The following is a 14,533-nucleotide window of genomic DNA, read 5'->3' as shown; positions in this document are numbered from 1 at the left end:
TGGGCTGCCCGCAAGAAGAGCGGAGAGGGTGACAAAGTGTAACGCCGCCGCATAGCCAAACGGGGATGGGCCCCCCGCCGGCATGGAGGCCGGGTGGCCCCTGCCATGGCGAGGGAACGATGCCTCCCTGCCTTGACTTCCGCCCTCCCCGCAGGCAAACGCGCCGCCGGACCGGGCCGGGAGCCCGACATGATCCAATCCGACCATCGAGTCCTGTCGAAGGGTGGTCCGGATCCGCTCGGCAGGGCGGAGAAGCATATCCATGGCAAACGTCACCGTGATCGGCGCCCAGTGGGGCGATGAAGGCAAAGGCAAGATTGTCGACTGGCTGGCAAGCCGCGCGGACTGCGTGGTGCGCTTTCAGGGCGGGCACAATGCCGGGCACACGCTCGTTGTCGGCGAGCAGGTCTACAAGATCAGCCTCGTGCCGTCCGGCATCGTCACCGGGACCCTGTCCATCATCGGCAATGGCGTGGTGCTCGATCCCTGGGCCCTGAAGGCCGAGATCGAAAAGCTGGAGGGGCAGGGCGTCAAGGTCGATCGCTCCAACTTCGCGGTGGCGGACAATTGTCCGCTGATCCTCCCTTTCCATCGCGATCTCGATGGACTGCGCGAGACCGCGGCGGGCAAGGGCAAGATCGGCACCACCGGGCGCGGCATCGGCCCCGCTTATGAGGACAAGGTCGGCCGCCGCGCGATCCGCGTGTGCGACCTCGCCCATCTCGACGCGCTGGAGCCTCAGCTCGATCGGCTCTGCGCGCATCATGACGCGCTGCGCGCCGGCTTCGGCGAGCCGCCGATCGACCGGGCGGCGCTGGTCGCGGAGCTGCGCGAGATCGCGCCGTTCGTGCTGCAATATGCCGAGCCGGTGTGGAAGCGCCTGCGCGACGTGCGCAAGGCCGGCCGGCGCATCCTGTTCGAGGGTGCGCAGGGCGTGCTGCTCGATGTCGACCATGGCACTTATCCCTTCGTGACCAGCTCGAATACGGTGAGCGGCACTGTCGCGGCCGGTTCGGGCATGGGGCCCAGTGCGGCCGGCTTCGTGCTGGGCATCGTCAAGGCTTATACCACGCGCGTTGGCTCGGGCCCGTTCCCCACCGAACTCGAGGACGAGATCGGCGAGCGTCTCGGAACGCGCGGGCACGAATTCGGCACGGTGACGGCGCGGAAGCGCCGCTGCGGCTGGTTCGATGCGGTGCTGGTGCGCCAGACCTGCGCATTGAGCGGGGTTACAGGCATAGCCCTTACCAAGATCGACGTGCTGGACGGTTTCGAGACCATCCGCATCTGCACCGGCTATCGCCTCAATGGCGAGATCATTGATTATCTTCCCGCCCATGCCGCCGATCAGGCCGCTGTCGAGCCGGTTTATGAGGAGATGGAGGGCTGGGAAGGGACGACCGTGGGCGCCCGAAGCTGGGCCGATCTTCCGGCGCAGGCGATCAAATATATCCGCCGCATCGAGGAGCTGATCGAGTGTCCCGTCGCCAGCGTCTCCACCTCACCGGAGCGGGAGGACACTATCCTGGTGCGTGATCCTTTCGAGGATTGACGGCCTTGGCCGGCACATGACCGTGCCGGCCGCTTCCTTTAGGGCTGATCGACATTCAGATGATGGCGTGGCGAGGATGGTGGTTTTTCGGGACCCGGCGCGCAGCGTACTCAAGGTACGTGAGCACCGGAAGCCCGGGAAAGCGCCATTCGCAGGCCGCCAGCGCTGGATGTCGATGAGCCCTAGCGGAAGAACAGGAACCAGAGAATGAGGACGATCGGCAGCGGCACGCCCACCAGCCAAAGCAGAAGTCCCTTGCCCATATCGATTCTCCTTCGTTCGTTACTCGGCTCCAACGCGCGAGTTCGGGATGCGTTGCGAACAGCCAGGCGGTGTGACCGGATGAGAGTGCACGGCTTGGCCTCGATTTCCTGAGCTTTCTCGGCCGAAAGGCGGTCGTGGCGGACGCGATATCCTTGCGGACGGAAGGGACCCGCCTCGTGCCCAGCACGCGCAGCGAGAGGCACTGCAGGGTCGTCGTGGCGCGCGCAGGTGCGGGTGGTTTCGTCTCCATTCTCCGTCCGCCGCGCTTTTCCCTGTCCTACAGCCCCTCTGCCATGGCAGCCCTGCCGGGCGCCTCTCCCGTCGACAGGCGACAGGCGACAGGCGACAGGCGACAGCGGGAGGCAATGAATGGCTCTTTCTCATTTGAGGTTTCCATCGTCCGCGCGCTGCAGGCACGCCGGAACAGACTCTGGCGTCCACCTGATTTGCAGCGCCGCAAAGTTCAGGGAAGCGGAAGATGAGACGGACGTGTCGTCATCTTCGTAAACTTCCGAGGCGCAGCGCAGTGTTGGACCGGCATCGTCCGGCCCTCGTGGAGGTCTCGCACGGTCCGTCGCGTCCAACCCATTTCACCCCTCTCGGCCTCCCGGAGACTCGGGAGGCGTTTCACGGGAACGCATCCACGCGGCCTGTGACGGTCGGGCCCTGTCGGGTGGGTATCACATCGGGACAGCCGCCACGCGCCGTCACATCTCTAACAGGCTTTGTCATTGGGATCGGATGCCGCGCGTCCCTAACGATCCCGTCGCACAACATCGCAAGTGGGAGACAGCAGATGAACAGGCTCATGATCGCCATGCTCGGCGCAACGATGCTCGCCGGCGCCGCGCAGGCCGCGCCCTTCACGAACGGCAGCTTCGAGGACATCGATGCTCCGGTAAACAGCTACCGCAATTACAGTGCAGGCTCCAGCCTTGGCGGCTGGACAGTCTTCACCGGGGCCGTCGATCTCATCCACGGGGGGTATCTCAATCCCGATTTCGTGGCTTCGCACGGCATCAATTCCATCGACATGAACGGCTCCACCGGCCAGGTCGGCGGCATCAGCCAGAGCTTCGACACGCTGGCGGGCGGCACTTACACCGTGACGTTCGACATGAATGCCAATGTCTATGATGGCTTCATCGGCATGAAGAACCTGCTGGTCGAGGTAGCCGGCTTCTCGCAGGAGTTCGGCTATGACACCAGCCTGCACGCGATCGGGCAGGGCGGTCCCTGGACGACGCACAGCTTCGATTTCGTGGCGCTTTCGTCCAGCTCGACCCTGTCGTTCCTCAGCACCTATACCGGCGGTGGCCGCGTCTACGGTGCGCTGCTCGATAATGTGCGGGTGACGCATCTGGACGGGAGCGTGCCCGGTGCGGTGCCCGAGCCCGCCAGCTGGGCCATGATGATCGGCGGTTTCGCCCTCGCCGGATCGACGCTGCGCCGTCGCCGCGCCGCGGTCGCCTTCGCCTGAACCGCAAGGAGCGCGATCGGCGGCCATGCGTGCCCGCCGATCGCGCGCAATTGCAGTTTTCCGCGCAAGCGCCTAAGGCGCGCCGGTCATGACCCGGCCGATCACTTTCGCCATTCCCAAGGGACGCATTCTCGACGAGGCCCTGCCGCTGCTTGCGCGCGCGGGCATCGAGCCGGAGGCCGAGTTCCATCGCAAGGAAAGCCGCGCGCTCAGGTTCGCGACCAATGTGGACGGTCTTTCCATCATTCGCGTGCGCGCCTTCGACGTGGCGACCTTTGTCGCCCATGGCGCGGCGCAGATCGGCATCGTGGGATCGGACGTGATCGCGGAGTTCGGCTATTCGGAGCTGTATGCGCCGGTCGACCTGCAGATTGGCCATTGCCGGCTTTCGATCGCCGAGCCCGTGGACGCGCCGCCCGAGGACCCCGGGGTCGCCAGCCATGTGCGCGTCGCCACCAAATATCCCCACCTCACCCGGGCGCATTATGAAGCGCAGGGCATTCAGGCCGAGTGCGTCAAGCTCAACGGCGCGATGGAGCTGGCGCCTTCGCTTGGCCTCTCGCGCCGGATTGTGGATCTCGTCTCGTCCGGGGCGACGCTTCGGGCGAATGGCCTCGTCGAGACAGCCACCATCATGGACATTTCGGCGCGGCTCATCGTCAATCGCGCTGCCATGAAGATGCGGGCCGCAGAGCTGGTGCCGATGGTCGAGCGATTCCGCGCCGCCGTGGAGGCAAGCCATGCCGCTTAGGCTGGATGCTGCCAAGGCCGGCTTCGCCGAGGCGTTCGAGCGTCTCGTCAATGCCCGGCGCGAGGCGGACGAGGACGTGGCCCAGGCCGTGCGCGGGATCATCGCGCAGGTGCGGGCGCAGGGGGACGCGGCGCTTGCCGCGCTGACCGGCCGGTTCGACGGCTTCGATCTCGATGCGCATGGCTGGACGATCCCGGTGGAGCAGACCGCCGCGGCCTATGAAGCGATCGACGCGGATTTGCGCACGGCGCTGGAGCTCGCGGCGGAGCGGATCGCGGCCTATCATGAGAAGCAGAAGCCGGCTGACAGCGGCTGGACGGACGCGGCGGGCGTGCGCCTTGGCGCGCGGTGGAATGCGGTGGAAGCGGCCGGCATCTATGTCCCGGGCGGTCTGGCGGCCTATCCCAGCTCGCTGCTGATGAACGCCATTCCTGCAAAGGTCGCGGGCGTGGAGCGCATCGTCATGATGTCGCCCACGCCGGGCGGGCAGCTCAATCAGGCCGTGCTGGCAGCCGCGCACATCGCGGGCGTGACCGAGATCTGGCGCGTGGGCGGGGCGCAGGCCATCGCGGCGCTGGCCTATGGCACCGGCAGGATCGCGCCGGTCGACGTGATCGTCGGCCCGGGCAATGCCTGGGTGGCGGAAGCGAAGCGGCAGGTCTACGGCGTCGTGGGCATCGACATGGTGGCGGGCCCGTCCGAGATCGTGGTCGTCGCCGATGGCCTGAACGATCCTGACTGGATCGCCGCCGATCTGCTCAGCCAGGCCGAGCATGATCCGACAAGCCAGTCCATCCTGTTCACGGACGACGCTGCCTTTGCCGATGCCGTGGCGGCGGCCGTCGAGCGACAGCTCGGGATGCTGGCCACCGGCGCGCGGGCACGGCAGAGCTGGGAAGCCAATGGCGCGATCATTCACCTCGCGAGGCTTGAGGATGCGATGCCGCTTGTCGACCGGCTGGCGCCCGAGCATCTCGAACTGGCCGTGGACGAGCCGCAGCCGCTGTTCGACCGGGTGCGCCATGCGGGCTCGGTATTCCTCGGCCGGATGACGCCTGAAGCGATCGGGGATTATGTCGCCGGGCCGAATCACGTGCTGCCCACCGGGCGGCGCGCGCGCTTCTCGTCGGGCCTGTCCGTGCTGGACTTCATGAAGCGGACCAGCTTCCTCCAGCTCGATGCGGGTGCGATCGGGGCGATTGGTCCCGCCGCGGTGGCGATGGCGCAGGCGGAAGGACTGCCGGCCCACGCTGCCAGCGTGGCGGTACGGCTCGCCCGGCAGGAAAGCTAATTCCACACGTCCCGTTCATTCCGATGGAGCCAGTGCCGGCCATGTTCGGCATGGACCGGGGCAATCCCGGCGGTTGGCCGGCAATGGCCCTCGCGGTGCACCCCCCTACTCAGGGCGGACGGGAAAGAGTAAGGCAGGAAAGATCATGAACGCCACACGCTCCAAATCCCGTTCCGCCGCACGGCTCGCCGCCGTGCAGGCCCTGTACCAGCAGGACATGGAAGGCACGCCGCTGCCGCTGCTTCTGCACGAGTTCCACCAGCATCGTCTGGGCGCGACCATCGAGGATGTGACTTATCATCCCGCCGAGAGCGCTTTCTTCGACGATGTGGTGAAGGGCGTGGATGCCCGGCGCGAGGAGATCGATGCGCTGGTCGCCGGCCGGCTCGCGAAGGGCTGGTCGCTGGAGCGGCTGGACAAGCCGATGCGCCAGATATTGCGCGCCGGGGCTTACGAGTTGCTCGCCCGGCCCGACGTGCCGACTCCCAGCGTCATCAGCGAATATGTCGATGTCGCTCACGCCTTTTACGACAAGCGCGAGGCGGGTTTCGTCAACGGTCTCCTGGACGCCATCGCGAAGGAGGTCCGGCCCAAGTGAGCGGCGAGGCGGATCTGCTCCGCCAGCTGCGCGCCATGGCCACGGACCCGGCCGCACGCGGCCTGCGCGACGATGTCGCGGTGCTTCCCACGATGGGAGAGCAGCTTGTCGTCACCACCGACACGATCGTCGAGGGCGTGCATTTTCGCGCCGACGACCCGCCGGAGACCGTAGGCTGGAAGCTCGCGGCGGTGAACCTCTCCGACCTGGCGGCCAAAGGCGCGGTGCCGCGCTGCTGCATGCTCAACCATGCGCTGGCCGGCGACCCCGGCTGGGACAGCGGTTTCCTGGAGGGGCTTTCCCGCGCGCTTGGCCGCTTCGGCATGCCGATCGTGGGTGGCGATACGGTGGCGCTGCCCGCTGGCGCGCCCCGGACGATCAGCCTCACGGCGATCGGAGAAGTGCCGCACGCTGTTACCATCCCCTCGCGCTCGGGCGCGCGTCCCGGCGATCGGATCTGCATCTCCGGCCCTGTCGGCGATGCCGGCGCCGGCCTTGCGCTGCTGGAAGCCGGGAAGACGAGCCCGGCGGAACTGGTGCGCGCCTATCGCGTGCCCGTGCCTCACTTGACGCTTGGCCAGTCTCTGGCGGGCACGGTGCATGCCATGATGGACGTCTCCGATGGCCTGCTGATCGATGTGGCGCGCATGGCCGAGGCGAGCAACTGCGCGATCCAGATCAATCATGTTCCGCTGTCGCCATGCTATGAGGCATTGCGGGGGAGCTCGGTTCAGGCCCGGCTGGAGGCAGCGACGGCGGGTGATGACTATGTGCTGCTCATGGCCCTGCCCGGCGAGCGCGATCTGCCGCGCGGGCTCATTCAGGTCGGGCACTGCAAGCGGGGCGAGGGGGTGAGCCTGCGTCTGGATGGCAAGGCCGTTCGGCTGCCGGCCCGGATGGGCTACGAACATGGCTAAGCGGGCGGTCGCTGCTCTCCTGCCATAACGGGCGAGCCCGCGCGTTCCCTCCGGCGCCCCCTGCCCAGTGGATCGAAATCAGCGCGGCGAACCCGTCCCCCATTTATCTGCTTGACGGCACCGGCGCCGGCTCTAGGCTCCGGCCCCAAAGAAGCCGGAGAAGGGTGGCAAGCGCCCAAACCGGCAAAGCAGGGGAGTTTGCTGACGATGACTATGGTTCTCATCGCCATAGGCTGCGGCCTGTTGGCTGTGATCTACGGATTCGTGACCAGCCGCCAGGTTCTCAGCGCACCGGCGGGGGACGCCCGGATGCAGGAGATCGCCGGCGCCATTCAGGAAGGCGCCAGGGCCTATCTCGGCCGGCAATATCGCGCCATCGCTGTCGTCGGCGCCATCGTCGCCATTCTGATCTGGATATTCCTGGACGGCATGGGCGCGCCGCTCTCCACCGTGAGCTTCCTCATCGGCGCGGTGCTTTCCGGCGTGGCCGGCTATGTCGGCATGAACATCTCGGTGCGCGCCAATGTCCGCACGGCGGAAGCGGCACGCACGTCGCTGCAGGGCGGGCTAACGCTGGCTTTCCGCTCCGGCGCGATCACGGGCATGCTGGTGGCCGGGCTCGGGCTGCTCTCCATTGCCGGGCTCTTCTGGTTCCTCACCGGACCATCCGATCTCGCGCCCAATGACCGCTCGATCATCGCCGCGCTCACCGCGCTGGCCTTCGGCGCCTCGCTCATCTCCATCTTCGCGCGTCTGGGCGGCGGCATCTTCACCAAGGCGGCGGACGTGGGTGCGGACCTCGTCGGCAAGGTGGAAGCGGGCATCCCGGAGGACGATCCGCGTAATCCGGCGGTGATCGCGGACAATGTCGGGGACAATGTCGGTGACTGCGCCGGCATGGCGGCCGACCTGTTCGAGACCTATGTGGTGACGCTCGGCCTCACCATGGTCTCCGTCGCGCTGCTGGTGCGGGCCAGCGAAGCCGAGCTGACGGCGCTCATGTCCCTGCCGCTGCTCGTGGGCGGCGTGTGCATCATCGCTTCGATCATCGGCACCTATTTCGTCCGGCTGGGCTCGTCGAACAACATCATGGGCGCGCTCTACAAGGGCTTCTGGGTCACGGCGGGCCTCTCCGTCATCGGCATCTTCTACGTGACATGGCGCGCGCTCGGCGATCTCGATACCGTGATCGGCGCGGAGCTGGACGGCACCGGAGGCTACACCGGCTGGGCGCTGGTCTGGTGCATGCTGATCGGTCTTGCCGTCACCGGCCTGCTCGTGTGGATCACCGAATATTATACCGGCACCAATTACCGCCCGGTCCGCTCGATCGCGCAGGCAAGCGTGACGGGCCATGGCACCAACGTCATCCAGGGCCTCGCCATCAGTCTGGAGGCCACGGCACTGCCGACGCTCGTGATCGTCGTCGCGGTGATCGCGACATTCCAGATCGCGGGCATCATCGGCGTTGCCTTCGCCGCGACATCGCTGCTGGCACTCGCGGGCATGGTGGTGGCGCTCGATGCTTATGGCCCGGTGACGGACAATGCCGGCGGCATCGCCGAAATGGCGGGGCTGCCGGATGACGTGCGCAGCCGCACGGACGCGCTGGATGCGGTGGGCAACACCACCAAGGCCGTGACCAAGGGCTATGCGATCGGTTCGGCGGCACTGGCCGCGCTGGTGCTCTTCGGCGCCTATACCACGGACCTGGAGCTCTACTTCCCCGAGGTGGTCGTCGATTTCTCGCTGAGCAATCCCTATGTCATCGTCGGCCTGCTGCTCGGCGCGCTCCTGCCCTATCTGTTCGGCGCCTTCGGCATGACGGCGGTGGGCCGCGCCGCCGGATCGGTGGTGGAGGATGTGCGGGAGCAGTTCCGCAGCAATACCGGCATCATGGCGGGCACGTCCCGCCCGGACTACGCCCGCACGGTGGACATCGTGACCAAGGCAGCGATCAAGGAAATGATCCTGCCCTCGCTGCTGCCGGTGCTGGCGCCCGTCGTCGTCTATTTCGCTATTCTGGCCGTGGCGGGACAGGCGGAAGCCTTCGCTGCCGTGGGCGCATTGCTGCTGGGCGTGATCGTCTCCGGCCTGTTCGTCGCCATCTCCATGACCAGCGGCGGTGGCGCATGGGACAATGCCAAGAAATATATCGAGGACGGCCATCATGGCGGCAAGGGATCGGACGCGCACAAGGCGGCCGTGACCGGCGACACGGTGGGCGATCCCTACAAGGATACCGCCGGTCCGGCCGTCAATCCGATGATCAAGATCACCAACATCGTGGCGCTGTTGCTGCTCGCCGCGCTGGCGCACGGGGCGATGTAAGAGACCCCGGCGCATATCCCGGAAACGGGAGAGGAGGGAGCCCGTCCAGACCAGTGGTCCGGACGGGCTTTCCTGTTTTGGCATCGCGCTGCGGGGTGAGTAGGCAGCGGGAAGGCGCGTCGCTATAGCGCCGCAATGACGATGGACGGTCAGAGGTATTTTCACGATCAGCTCGATGCGCTGGAACGCCGGTCGCGTCTGCGGCGCTTGATGCCGCGCAGGGGGCATGACTTCGCGTCCAACGACTATCTGGGTCTGGCGCACGATCCGGCAATCGCGACGGCGGTGGCCGAAGCGATCGCGCGGGGCGTGCCGGTCGGATCCGGCGGATCGCGCCTGCTGCGCGGCAACGCGCCCGAACATGAGGCGCTGGAGGCCTTCGCCGCGCGGACCTTCGGCAGCGAGGCGGCCCTGTTCCTCTCGACCGGCTATGCCGCCAACATCGCGATCCTCGCCGGGCTGCCGGGGCCGGACGATCTCATCGTCGCGGATGCCCTCATCCATGCGAGCGCGCATGACGGGATGAAGCTGGGCCGGGCGCGGACTGTCCTTGCTGCGCACAATGATCCGCAGGCCTTTGACGACGCGATCCGTGCGTGGCGGCGGGAGGGTGGTCGCGGGCGCGCATGGGTGGTGTCCGAGACGCTCTATTCGATGGATGGCGACAGGGCGCCGGTCGACGATCTCGCCGCGATTGCTGCGCAGCATGACGCCATGCTGGTGCTGGACGAGGCTCATGCCACGGCGGTGCACGGTCCCGGCGGCCGGGGCTTCTCGGCGACGGTCGAGGGGCGCCCGGACGTGATCGTGCTGCACACCTGCGGCAAGGGGCTCGGCGTCGAAGGCGCGCTGGTGACAGCCGCGCGACCGGTGATCGATCTGCTCGTCAATCGCGGCCGCAGCTTCGTCTTCTCGACTGCGCCTTCACCGCTCATGGCCGTGGCGGCCCAGGCCGCTTTGCTGCGGATGGGGGAGGTCGACGATCGGCGTGGGCGCCTTGCTGCGCTGATCGACCATGCCGCGCGGCATCTCTGCGCGCCTCTGGATCTGCCCCCGCCGCAAAGCCAGATTCTGCCGCTCATCCTGCGCGAGGACGGCCGCACGATGCGCGTGGCTGCGGCGCTGCAGGCCGCGGGGTTCGATGTGCGTGGCATCCGCCCGCCCACCGTGCCGCGCGGCACGGCCCGGCTGCGCATTTCGCTGACGCTCAATGTCGACGAGGCAGTCGTCTCAGCGCTCGGAGACGCTCTCCGGACGGCGCTGGAGGCAGAGCCGGCATGAGCGGCGTGTTGATCATATCCGGCACGGATACCGACGTCGGCAAGACCGTGGTCGCCGCCGGCCTCGCGGCGGCACTGGACGCGCATTACTGGAAGCCCGTGCAGGCGGGGACGGAGGACGGCACGGACAGCGAGCGGGCCGTGGCGCTCGGCGTCCCGCAGACCCATATCCTCCCGGAGGCGCACCGGCTGGCCCTGCCCGCCTCTCCGCATCTCGCGGCGGAACGGGAAGGATGCCGGATCGATCCCGATCGGCTTGCCCTTCCCACGCCGCGCCCGCTGATTATCGAAGGCGCGGGCGGCCTCATGGTACCCTTGCGGCGCGATCCTCCCGCGCTGATCATCGATCTGTTCGCACGCTGGAATTCGCCAGTGCTGCTGGTCGCGCGGAGCGGCCTTGGCACCATCAATCACAGCCTGCTCAGCATCGAGGCATTGCGGGCGCGGGGCATCGCCATTGCGGGGCTGCTGTTCGTCGGCGCGCCGCATGCGGACAACGAAGCCACGCTGCCCCGGCTGGGCGCCGTGCGCAGCTTCGGCCGCCTGCCGCAGATCGAGCCGCTCGATGCGCCGCAGCTCGCCGAAGCGATGCGGGCGCATGTCGACCTCGCCGGCGTGCGCGCCGCCATGGGGTTGGCGGCATGAGATCGCCGGTCTGGCATCCCTTCACGCAGCATGGTCTTGGGGAAGCGATCCCGCATGTCGTTGCGGCACAAGGGGCCTGGCTCGAATGTGCCGACGGCACGCGGCTGCTGGACGGTATAGCGAGCTGGTGGGTCATCACGCATGGCCATTGCGAGCCGCGCATCGCCGCGGCGATCGCGGCGCAGGCGGCGCAGCTCGATCAGGTGATCTTCGCGGGATACACGCACCCGCAGGCGGAGGCGCTGGCGCAATCGCTGGTCGCGCTCGCGCCCGCAGGCCTCGATCATGTGTTCTTCTCGGACAGCGGGTCCACGGCAGTGGAAGTGGCGCTCAAGATGGCGCTGGGCCACTGGCACAATCGCGGCGAGGCGCGCCACCGCATCCTCGTGATGGAACACAGCTATCATGGCGACACGATCGGCGCGATGTCGGTCGGTGCGCGCGGCATATTCAACCGGGCCTATGAGCCGCTGCTGTTCGATGTCGCGACCGTGCCTTTCCCGACTGAGGATGCAGGGCAAGCCTGCCTCGATAGGCTGGAGGCGCTGTGTGCCGGGCAGGAAAAGCCGGCCGCCTTCATCGTCGAGCCGCTGGTGCTCGGGGCCGGCGGCATGCTGATCTATTCCGCCGACATGTTGCGCGCCATGCGCGAGATTTGTGCGCAGCATGATGTGCTGTTCATCGCGGACGAAGTGATGACGGGCTGGGGACGGGCAGGCACGCTGTTCGCTTGCGATCAGGCGGGGATTTCCCCGGATATCCTCTGTCTTGCCAAGGGCATGACCGGGGGCGCCGTGCCTCTCGCCGCGACCATGGCGAGCGAAGCGATCTTCGACTCCCATTGCAGCCCCGATCGCGCGCGCATGTTCTTTCATTCCTCCAGCTTCACCGCGAACGCCATCTGCTGCGCGGCCGCCAATGCCAATGTCGAGATCTGGCGCGGCGAGGATATTCCCGGCCGTATTGCGGCGCTCGGCGCGGCGCTCGATGAAGGCCTGGCGAGCCTCGCCGGAATGAGGGGGCTGGGCAATGCGCGCCGCATCGGCGGCATCGCGGCGATCGATCTCGACGTGTCCGATGGGGGCTATCTGTCGGACGTGGCGCCAGCGCTGCGCGCGCATGCGCTGGCGCAGGGCCTCTTGCTGCGGCCGCTTGGAAACACCATCTATCTGATGCCCCCTTATTGCACGACGCGCGCGGAAATCATGCGCGCCTTTGCGGTGATCGGACAAGCTATCGAGGCGTTGCCCGGCTGAATCCGGCCATGGGGCGCTATTGCTTTTCAACTGGCGCTTTTGCCGCTATGGGGCGCCATTCGCGAAAAACTGGAAGATTATGGCCAAGGAAGAACTACTCGAAATGCGCGGGCAGGTGGTGGAACTGCTGCCGAATGCCATGTTCCGTGTCCGCCTGGAAAATGACCACGAGATTCTCGGGCACACCGCCGGAAAGATGCGCAAGAACCGCATCCGCGTGCTGGTGGGCGATGAAGTGCTGGTCGAGCTCACCCCTTACGACCTGACCAAGGGTCGCATTACCTATCGCTACATGCCCGGTCGCGGCGGCCCCGGTCCGCAGGGCTGACTGGCGGCGCGGTGGCTCACTCGCCCCGCGATCTGCTGTCACGCGACAATATGCCCCTCATTCTCGCATCCGCTTCCCCGCGCCGGCTGGACCTGCTGGCGCAGATCGGCGTGACGCCGGACGGCATCGACCCCGCTGATATCGACGAGACCCCCCGCAAGGGCGAGCTGCCCGCCGTCTATGCCGCGCGCATGGCGCAGGAGAAGGGCGTGGCCGTGGCGGCGCGCCATCCCGGCGCGCTGGTGCTGAGCGGCGACACGGTGGTTGCCTGCGGACGGCGCATCCTCCCCAAGGCGGAAGACGAGGCCACGGCGCGGACCTGCCTTGGCCTGCTCTCCGGCCGTCGCCACCGCGTGTTGAGCGCTGTCACCCTGATCGATGGAGACGGGCGTGCGCGGCACAAGCTTTCGACCAGCACCGTCACCTTCAAGCGCCTGCATCCGGACGAGATCGCCGCTTATCTTGCTAGTGGCGAGTGGCACGGCAAGGCTGGTGGCTATGCGATCCAGGGCCGTGCAGCCGGGCTCGTGCGCGCGCTTTCGGGCAGTCCCTCCGGCGTGATCGGCCTGCCGCTTTATGAAACACGCACGCTGCTGAACGGGGCGGGATATGGTTGTGACTGACGCGCCTGCCGGCCCGCACTGGCTGTATGAGGAAGGCATTGGCGAGAGCCGCGCCGCACTCGTTCGGTCCGGCCGCATTCTCGAAGCGCAGATCGAGCCCGATGACGCGCGCGCGCGCGCCGGCGGCGTGCATGGCGGGCGGCTGATCCGCACCCTCATCCAGCGCAAGCGTGGCATTGCCCGACTGGACAGCGGGGAACTCGTACTGATCGAGCCCATTCCGCCCAAGGTGGCGGAAGGCGCGTCGGTCCGTATCGAGATCCTGCGCGAGGCGATCAGCGAGCCCGGCATGGAGGAGGAGCGCGAGAAGCTTGCCAAGGGCCGGATCGCGCTGCCCGGCGTACAAGGCGGGCCGGGACCGAGCCTCTATCAGCGCATCGTTGCGACGGGGCTGCCGATCGTGGCCTGTCCCGCCCATGAAGCGGACCGGCTGGAAGCGGCCGGCTGGAGCGAACTGATTGCCGAAGCGACCACGGGCGAAGTTGGGCGCGAGGATGCCGCGCTGCGCATCTTCCCCACCCCGGCGATGACGCTCATCGATGTGGATGGCAGCCTGCCGCCGGCGCAGCTCGGGCCCAAGGGCGCAAAGCTCGCTGCGCAGGCGATCCGGCGCATGGGCATTGCCGGCTCCATCGGCATCGATCTGCCGACCATGAACAACAAGGACGAGCGGCTGGTGGCGGCGGCGCAGATCGACAAATATCTGCCGCTGCCGTTCGAGCGCACGGCCGTGAACGGCTTCGGCTTCGTACAGATCATTCGCAAGCGCGAGCGTCCCTCGCTGATCGAACTGCTGCGGGGAGACCCGGTGCGCGCCGCGGCGATGGCTGCCCTGCGCGCCGCCGAGCGGTTCGAGGGCGGGCAGGGTGCTGCCGGCGCGATGACGCTGACTGTCTCGCCTGCGGTCGCTCGCGCCATTCGCGCGCAGCCCGACTGGCTGAAGCTGCTCGAACGGCGACGCGGCGGCGCTGTGACATTGATCACCGATGAGACGATGCAGACAGGTTCGCACCATGCCCACTAAGACGCGCTGCCCGATCTGCCGCCAGCCGACAGTCACCGAATTCCGGCCCTTCTGCTCGCGCGCCTGCCGCGACCGCGATCTCATCAACTGGGTGGACGAGGGCTATCGCGTCCCGGTCGCGCCCGAGGAAGAGAACCGCCTCGATATGGATGAGGGATAGGCCTATCCCTCCCTTGGGCGATGGAACTTTCAG

14 protein-coding genes are annotated in these 14,533 nt (G+C 67.3%); all 14 read left to right on the top strand.

The genetic code is table 11. The features are described 5' to 3' along the window. Positions 1 to 262 precede the first annotated feature (262 nt). The 14 genes from SLG_RS17455 to SLG_RS17390 all read left to right on the top strand — a co-directional run bounded on the left by SLG_RS17455 (position 263) and on the right by SLG_RS17390 (position 14,500). On the top strand, positions 263 to 1,552 hold the full coding sequence (locus tag SLG_RS17455) for an adenylosuccinate synthase (RefSeq protein WP_014077837.1): 1,290 nt from the start codon (positions 263 to 265) through the stop codon (positions 1,550 to 1,552). Between the two features lie 1,060 nt (positions 1,553 to 2,612). Beyond that, a complete protein-coding gene (locus SLG_RS22285) occupies positions 2,613 to 3,296 on the top strand; it encodes a choice-of-anchor C family PEP-CTERM protein (protein WP_014077836.1) in 684 nt (227 codons plus the stop codon). Positions 3,297 to 3,384: 88 nt separating this feature from the next. After that, the gene (gene hisG, locus SLG_RS17445; protein ID WP_014077835.1) at positions 3,385 to 4,047 is read left to right on the top strand and encodes an ATP phosphoribosyltransferase; all 663 of its coding nucleotides are present in this window, start codon (positions 3,385 to 3,387) and stop codon (positions 4,045 to 4,047) included. Then, on the top strand, positions 4,037 to 5,338 hold the full coding sequence (hisD, locus tag SLG_RS17440; protein WP_014077834.1) for a histidinol dehydrogenase: 1,302 nt from the start codon (positions 4,037 to 4,039) through the stop codon (positions 5,336 to 5,338). Before hisG ends, hisD begins: the two co-directional genes overlap by 11 nt. 145 nt (positions 5,339 to 5,483) lie before the next feature. Further along, a complete protein-coding gene (nusB, locus tag SLG_RS17435) occupies positions 5,484 to 5,936 on the top strand; it encodes a transcription antitermination factor NusB (protein WP_014077833.1) in 453 nt (150 codons plus the stop codon). Then, the gene (gene thiL / locus SLG_RS17430; RefSeq protein ID WP_014077832.1) at positions 5,933 to 6,853 is read left to right on the top strand and encodes a thiamine-phosphate kinase; all 921 of its coding nucleotides are present in this window, start codon (positions 5,933 to 5,935) and stop codon (positions 6,851 to 6,853) included. Before nusB ends, thiL begins: the two co-directional genes overlap by 4 nt. Before the next feature lie 207 nt (positions 6,854 to 7,060). After that, on the top strand, positions 7,061 to 9,184 hold the full coding sequence (locus SLG_RS17425) for a sodium-translocating pyrophosphatase (RefSeq protein ID WP_014077831.1): 2,124 nt from the start codon (positions 7,061 to 7,063) through the stop codon (positions 9,182 to 9,184). A gap of 135 nt (positions 9,185 to 9,319) precedes the next feature. Beyond that, positions 9,320 to 10,465 carry an 8-amino-7-oxononanoate synthase gene (locus tag SLG_RS17420; RefSeq protein ID WP_014077830.1) on the top strand — a complete coding sequence of 382 codons (1,146 nt, stop codon included), beginning with the start codon at positions 9,320 to 9,322 and terminating at the stop codon, positions 10,463 to 10,465. Then, entirely contained in the window at positions 10,462 to 11,109 is a 648-nt protein-coding gene (gene bioD, locus SLG_RS17415; protein WP_014077829.1) for a dethiobiotin synthase, read from the top strand. The genes SLG_RS17420 and bioD overlap by 4 nt, the downstream gene beginning before the upstream one ends. Next, on the top strand, positions 11,106 to 12,365 hold the full coding sequence (locus SLG_RS17410; RefSeq protein WP_014077828.1) for an adenosylmethionine--8-amino-7-oxononanoate transaminase: 1,260 nt from the start codon (positions 11,106 to 11,108) through the stop codon (positions 12,363 to 12,365). Before bioD ends, SLG_RS17410 begins: the two co-directional genes overlap by 4 nt. A 79-nt stretch (positions 12,366 to 12,444) precedes the next feature. Continuing rightward, the gene (gene infA / locus SLG_RS17405) at positions 12,445 to 12,693 is read left to right on the top strand and encodes a translation initiation factor IF-1 (RefSeq protein WP_014077827.1); all 249 of its coding nucleotides are present in this window, start codon (positions 12,445 to 12,447) and stop codon (positions 12,691 to 12,693) included. Positions 12,694 to 12,743: 50 nt separating this feature from the next. After that, complete coding sequence (locus SLG_RS17400) at positions 12,744 to 13,316, top strand: Maf family protein (protein ID WP_014077826.1); 573 nt, start codon at positions 12,744 to 12,746, stop codon at positions 13,314 to 13,316. Further along, positions 13,303 to 14,340, top strand: a complete 1,038-nt coding sequence (locus SLG_RS17395) for a ribonuclease (RefSeq protein ID WP_014077825.1) — start codon at positions 13,303 to 13,305, stop codon at positions 14,338 to 14,340. The genes SLG_RS17400 and SLG_RS17395 overlap by 14 nt, the downstream gene beginning before the upstream one ends. Then, entirely contained in the window at positions 14,330 to 14,500 is a 171-nt protein-coding gene (locus SLG_RS17390) for a DNA gyrase inhibitor YacG (protein WP_014077824.1), read from the top strand. The genes SLG_RS17395 and SLG_RS17390 overlap by 11 nt, the downstream gene beginning before the upstream one ends. Positions 14,501 to 14,533: the final 33 nt, after the last annotated feature.

The sequence above is a fragment of the Sphingobium sp. SYK-6 genome, from assembly GCF_000283515.1.
Classification (GTDB): Bacteria; Pseudomonadota; Alphaproteobacteria; order Sphingomonadales; family Sphingomonadaceae; genus Sphingobium; species Sphingobium lignivorans.
This window is presented reverse-complemented; position numbering and strand designations above follow the sequence as displayed.

What these genes read in the sequence shown, in the direction of transcription:
- SLG_RS17425 (WP_014077831.1), top strand. Translation starts at nt 7,061, where the DNA reads ATGACTATGGTTCTCATCGCCATAGGCTGCGGCCTGTTGGCTGTGATC.
- hisG (WP_014077835.1), top strand. Translation starts at nt 3,385, where the DNA reads ATGACCCGGCCGATCACTTTCGCCATTCCCAAGGGACGCATTCTCGAC.
- SLG_RS17420 (WP_014077830.1), top strand. Translation starts at nt 9,320, where the DNA reads ATGACGATGGACGGTCAGAGGTATTTTCACGATCAGCTCGATGCGCTG.
- SLG_RS17395 (WP_014077825.1), top strand. Translation starts at nt 13,303, where the DNA reads ATGGTTGTGACTGACGCGCCTGCCGGCCCGCACTGGCTGTATGAGGAA.
- SLG_RS22285 (WP_014077836.1), top strand. Translation starts at nt 2,613, where the DNA reads ATGAACAGGCTCATGATCGCCATGCTCGGCGCAACGATGCTCGCCGGC.
- SLG_RS17400 (WP_014077826.1), top strand. Translation starts at nt 12,744, where the DNA reads ATGCCCCTCATTCTCGCATCCGCTTCCCCGCGCCGGCTGGACCTGCTG.
- infA (WP_014077827.1), top strand. Translation starts at nt 12,445, where the DNA reads ATGGCCAAGGAAGAACTACTCGAAATGCGCGGGCAGGTGGTGGAACTG.
- SLG_RS17390 (WP_014077824.1), top strand. Translation starts at nt 14,330, where the DNA reads ATGCCCACTAAGACGCGCTGCCCGATCTGCCGCCAGCCGACAGTCACC.
- bioD (WP_014077829.1), top strand. Translation starts at nt 10,462, where the DNA reads ATGAGCGGCGTGTTGATCATATCCGGCACGGATACCGACGTCGGCAAG.
- SLG_RS17410 (WP_014077828.1), top strand. Translation starts at nt 11,106, where the DNA reads ATGAGATCGCCGGTCTGGCATCCCTTCACGCAGCATGGTCTTGGGGAA.
- hisD (WP_014077834.1), top strand. Translation starts at nt 4,037, where the DNA reads ATGCCGCTTAGGCTGGATGCTGCCAAGGCCGGCTTCGCCGAGGCGTTC.
- SLG_RS17455 (WP_014077837.1), top strand. Translation starts at nt 263, where the DNA reads ATGGCAAACGTCACCGTGATCGGCGCCCAGTGGGGCGATGAAGGCAAA.
- nusB (WP_014077833.1), top strand. Translation starts at nt 5,484, where the DNA reads ATGAACGCCACACGCTCCAAATCCCGTTCCGCCGCACGGCTCGCCGCC.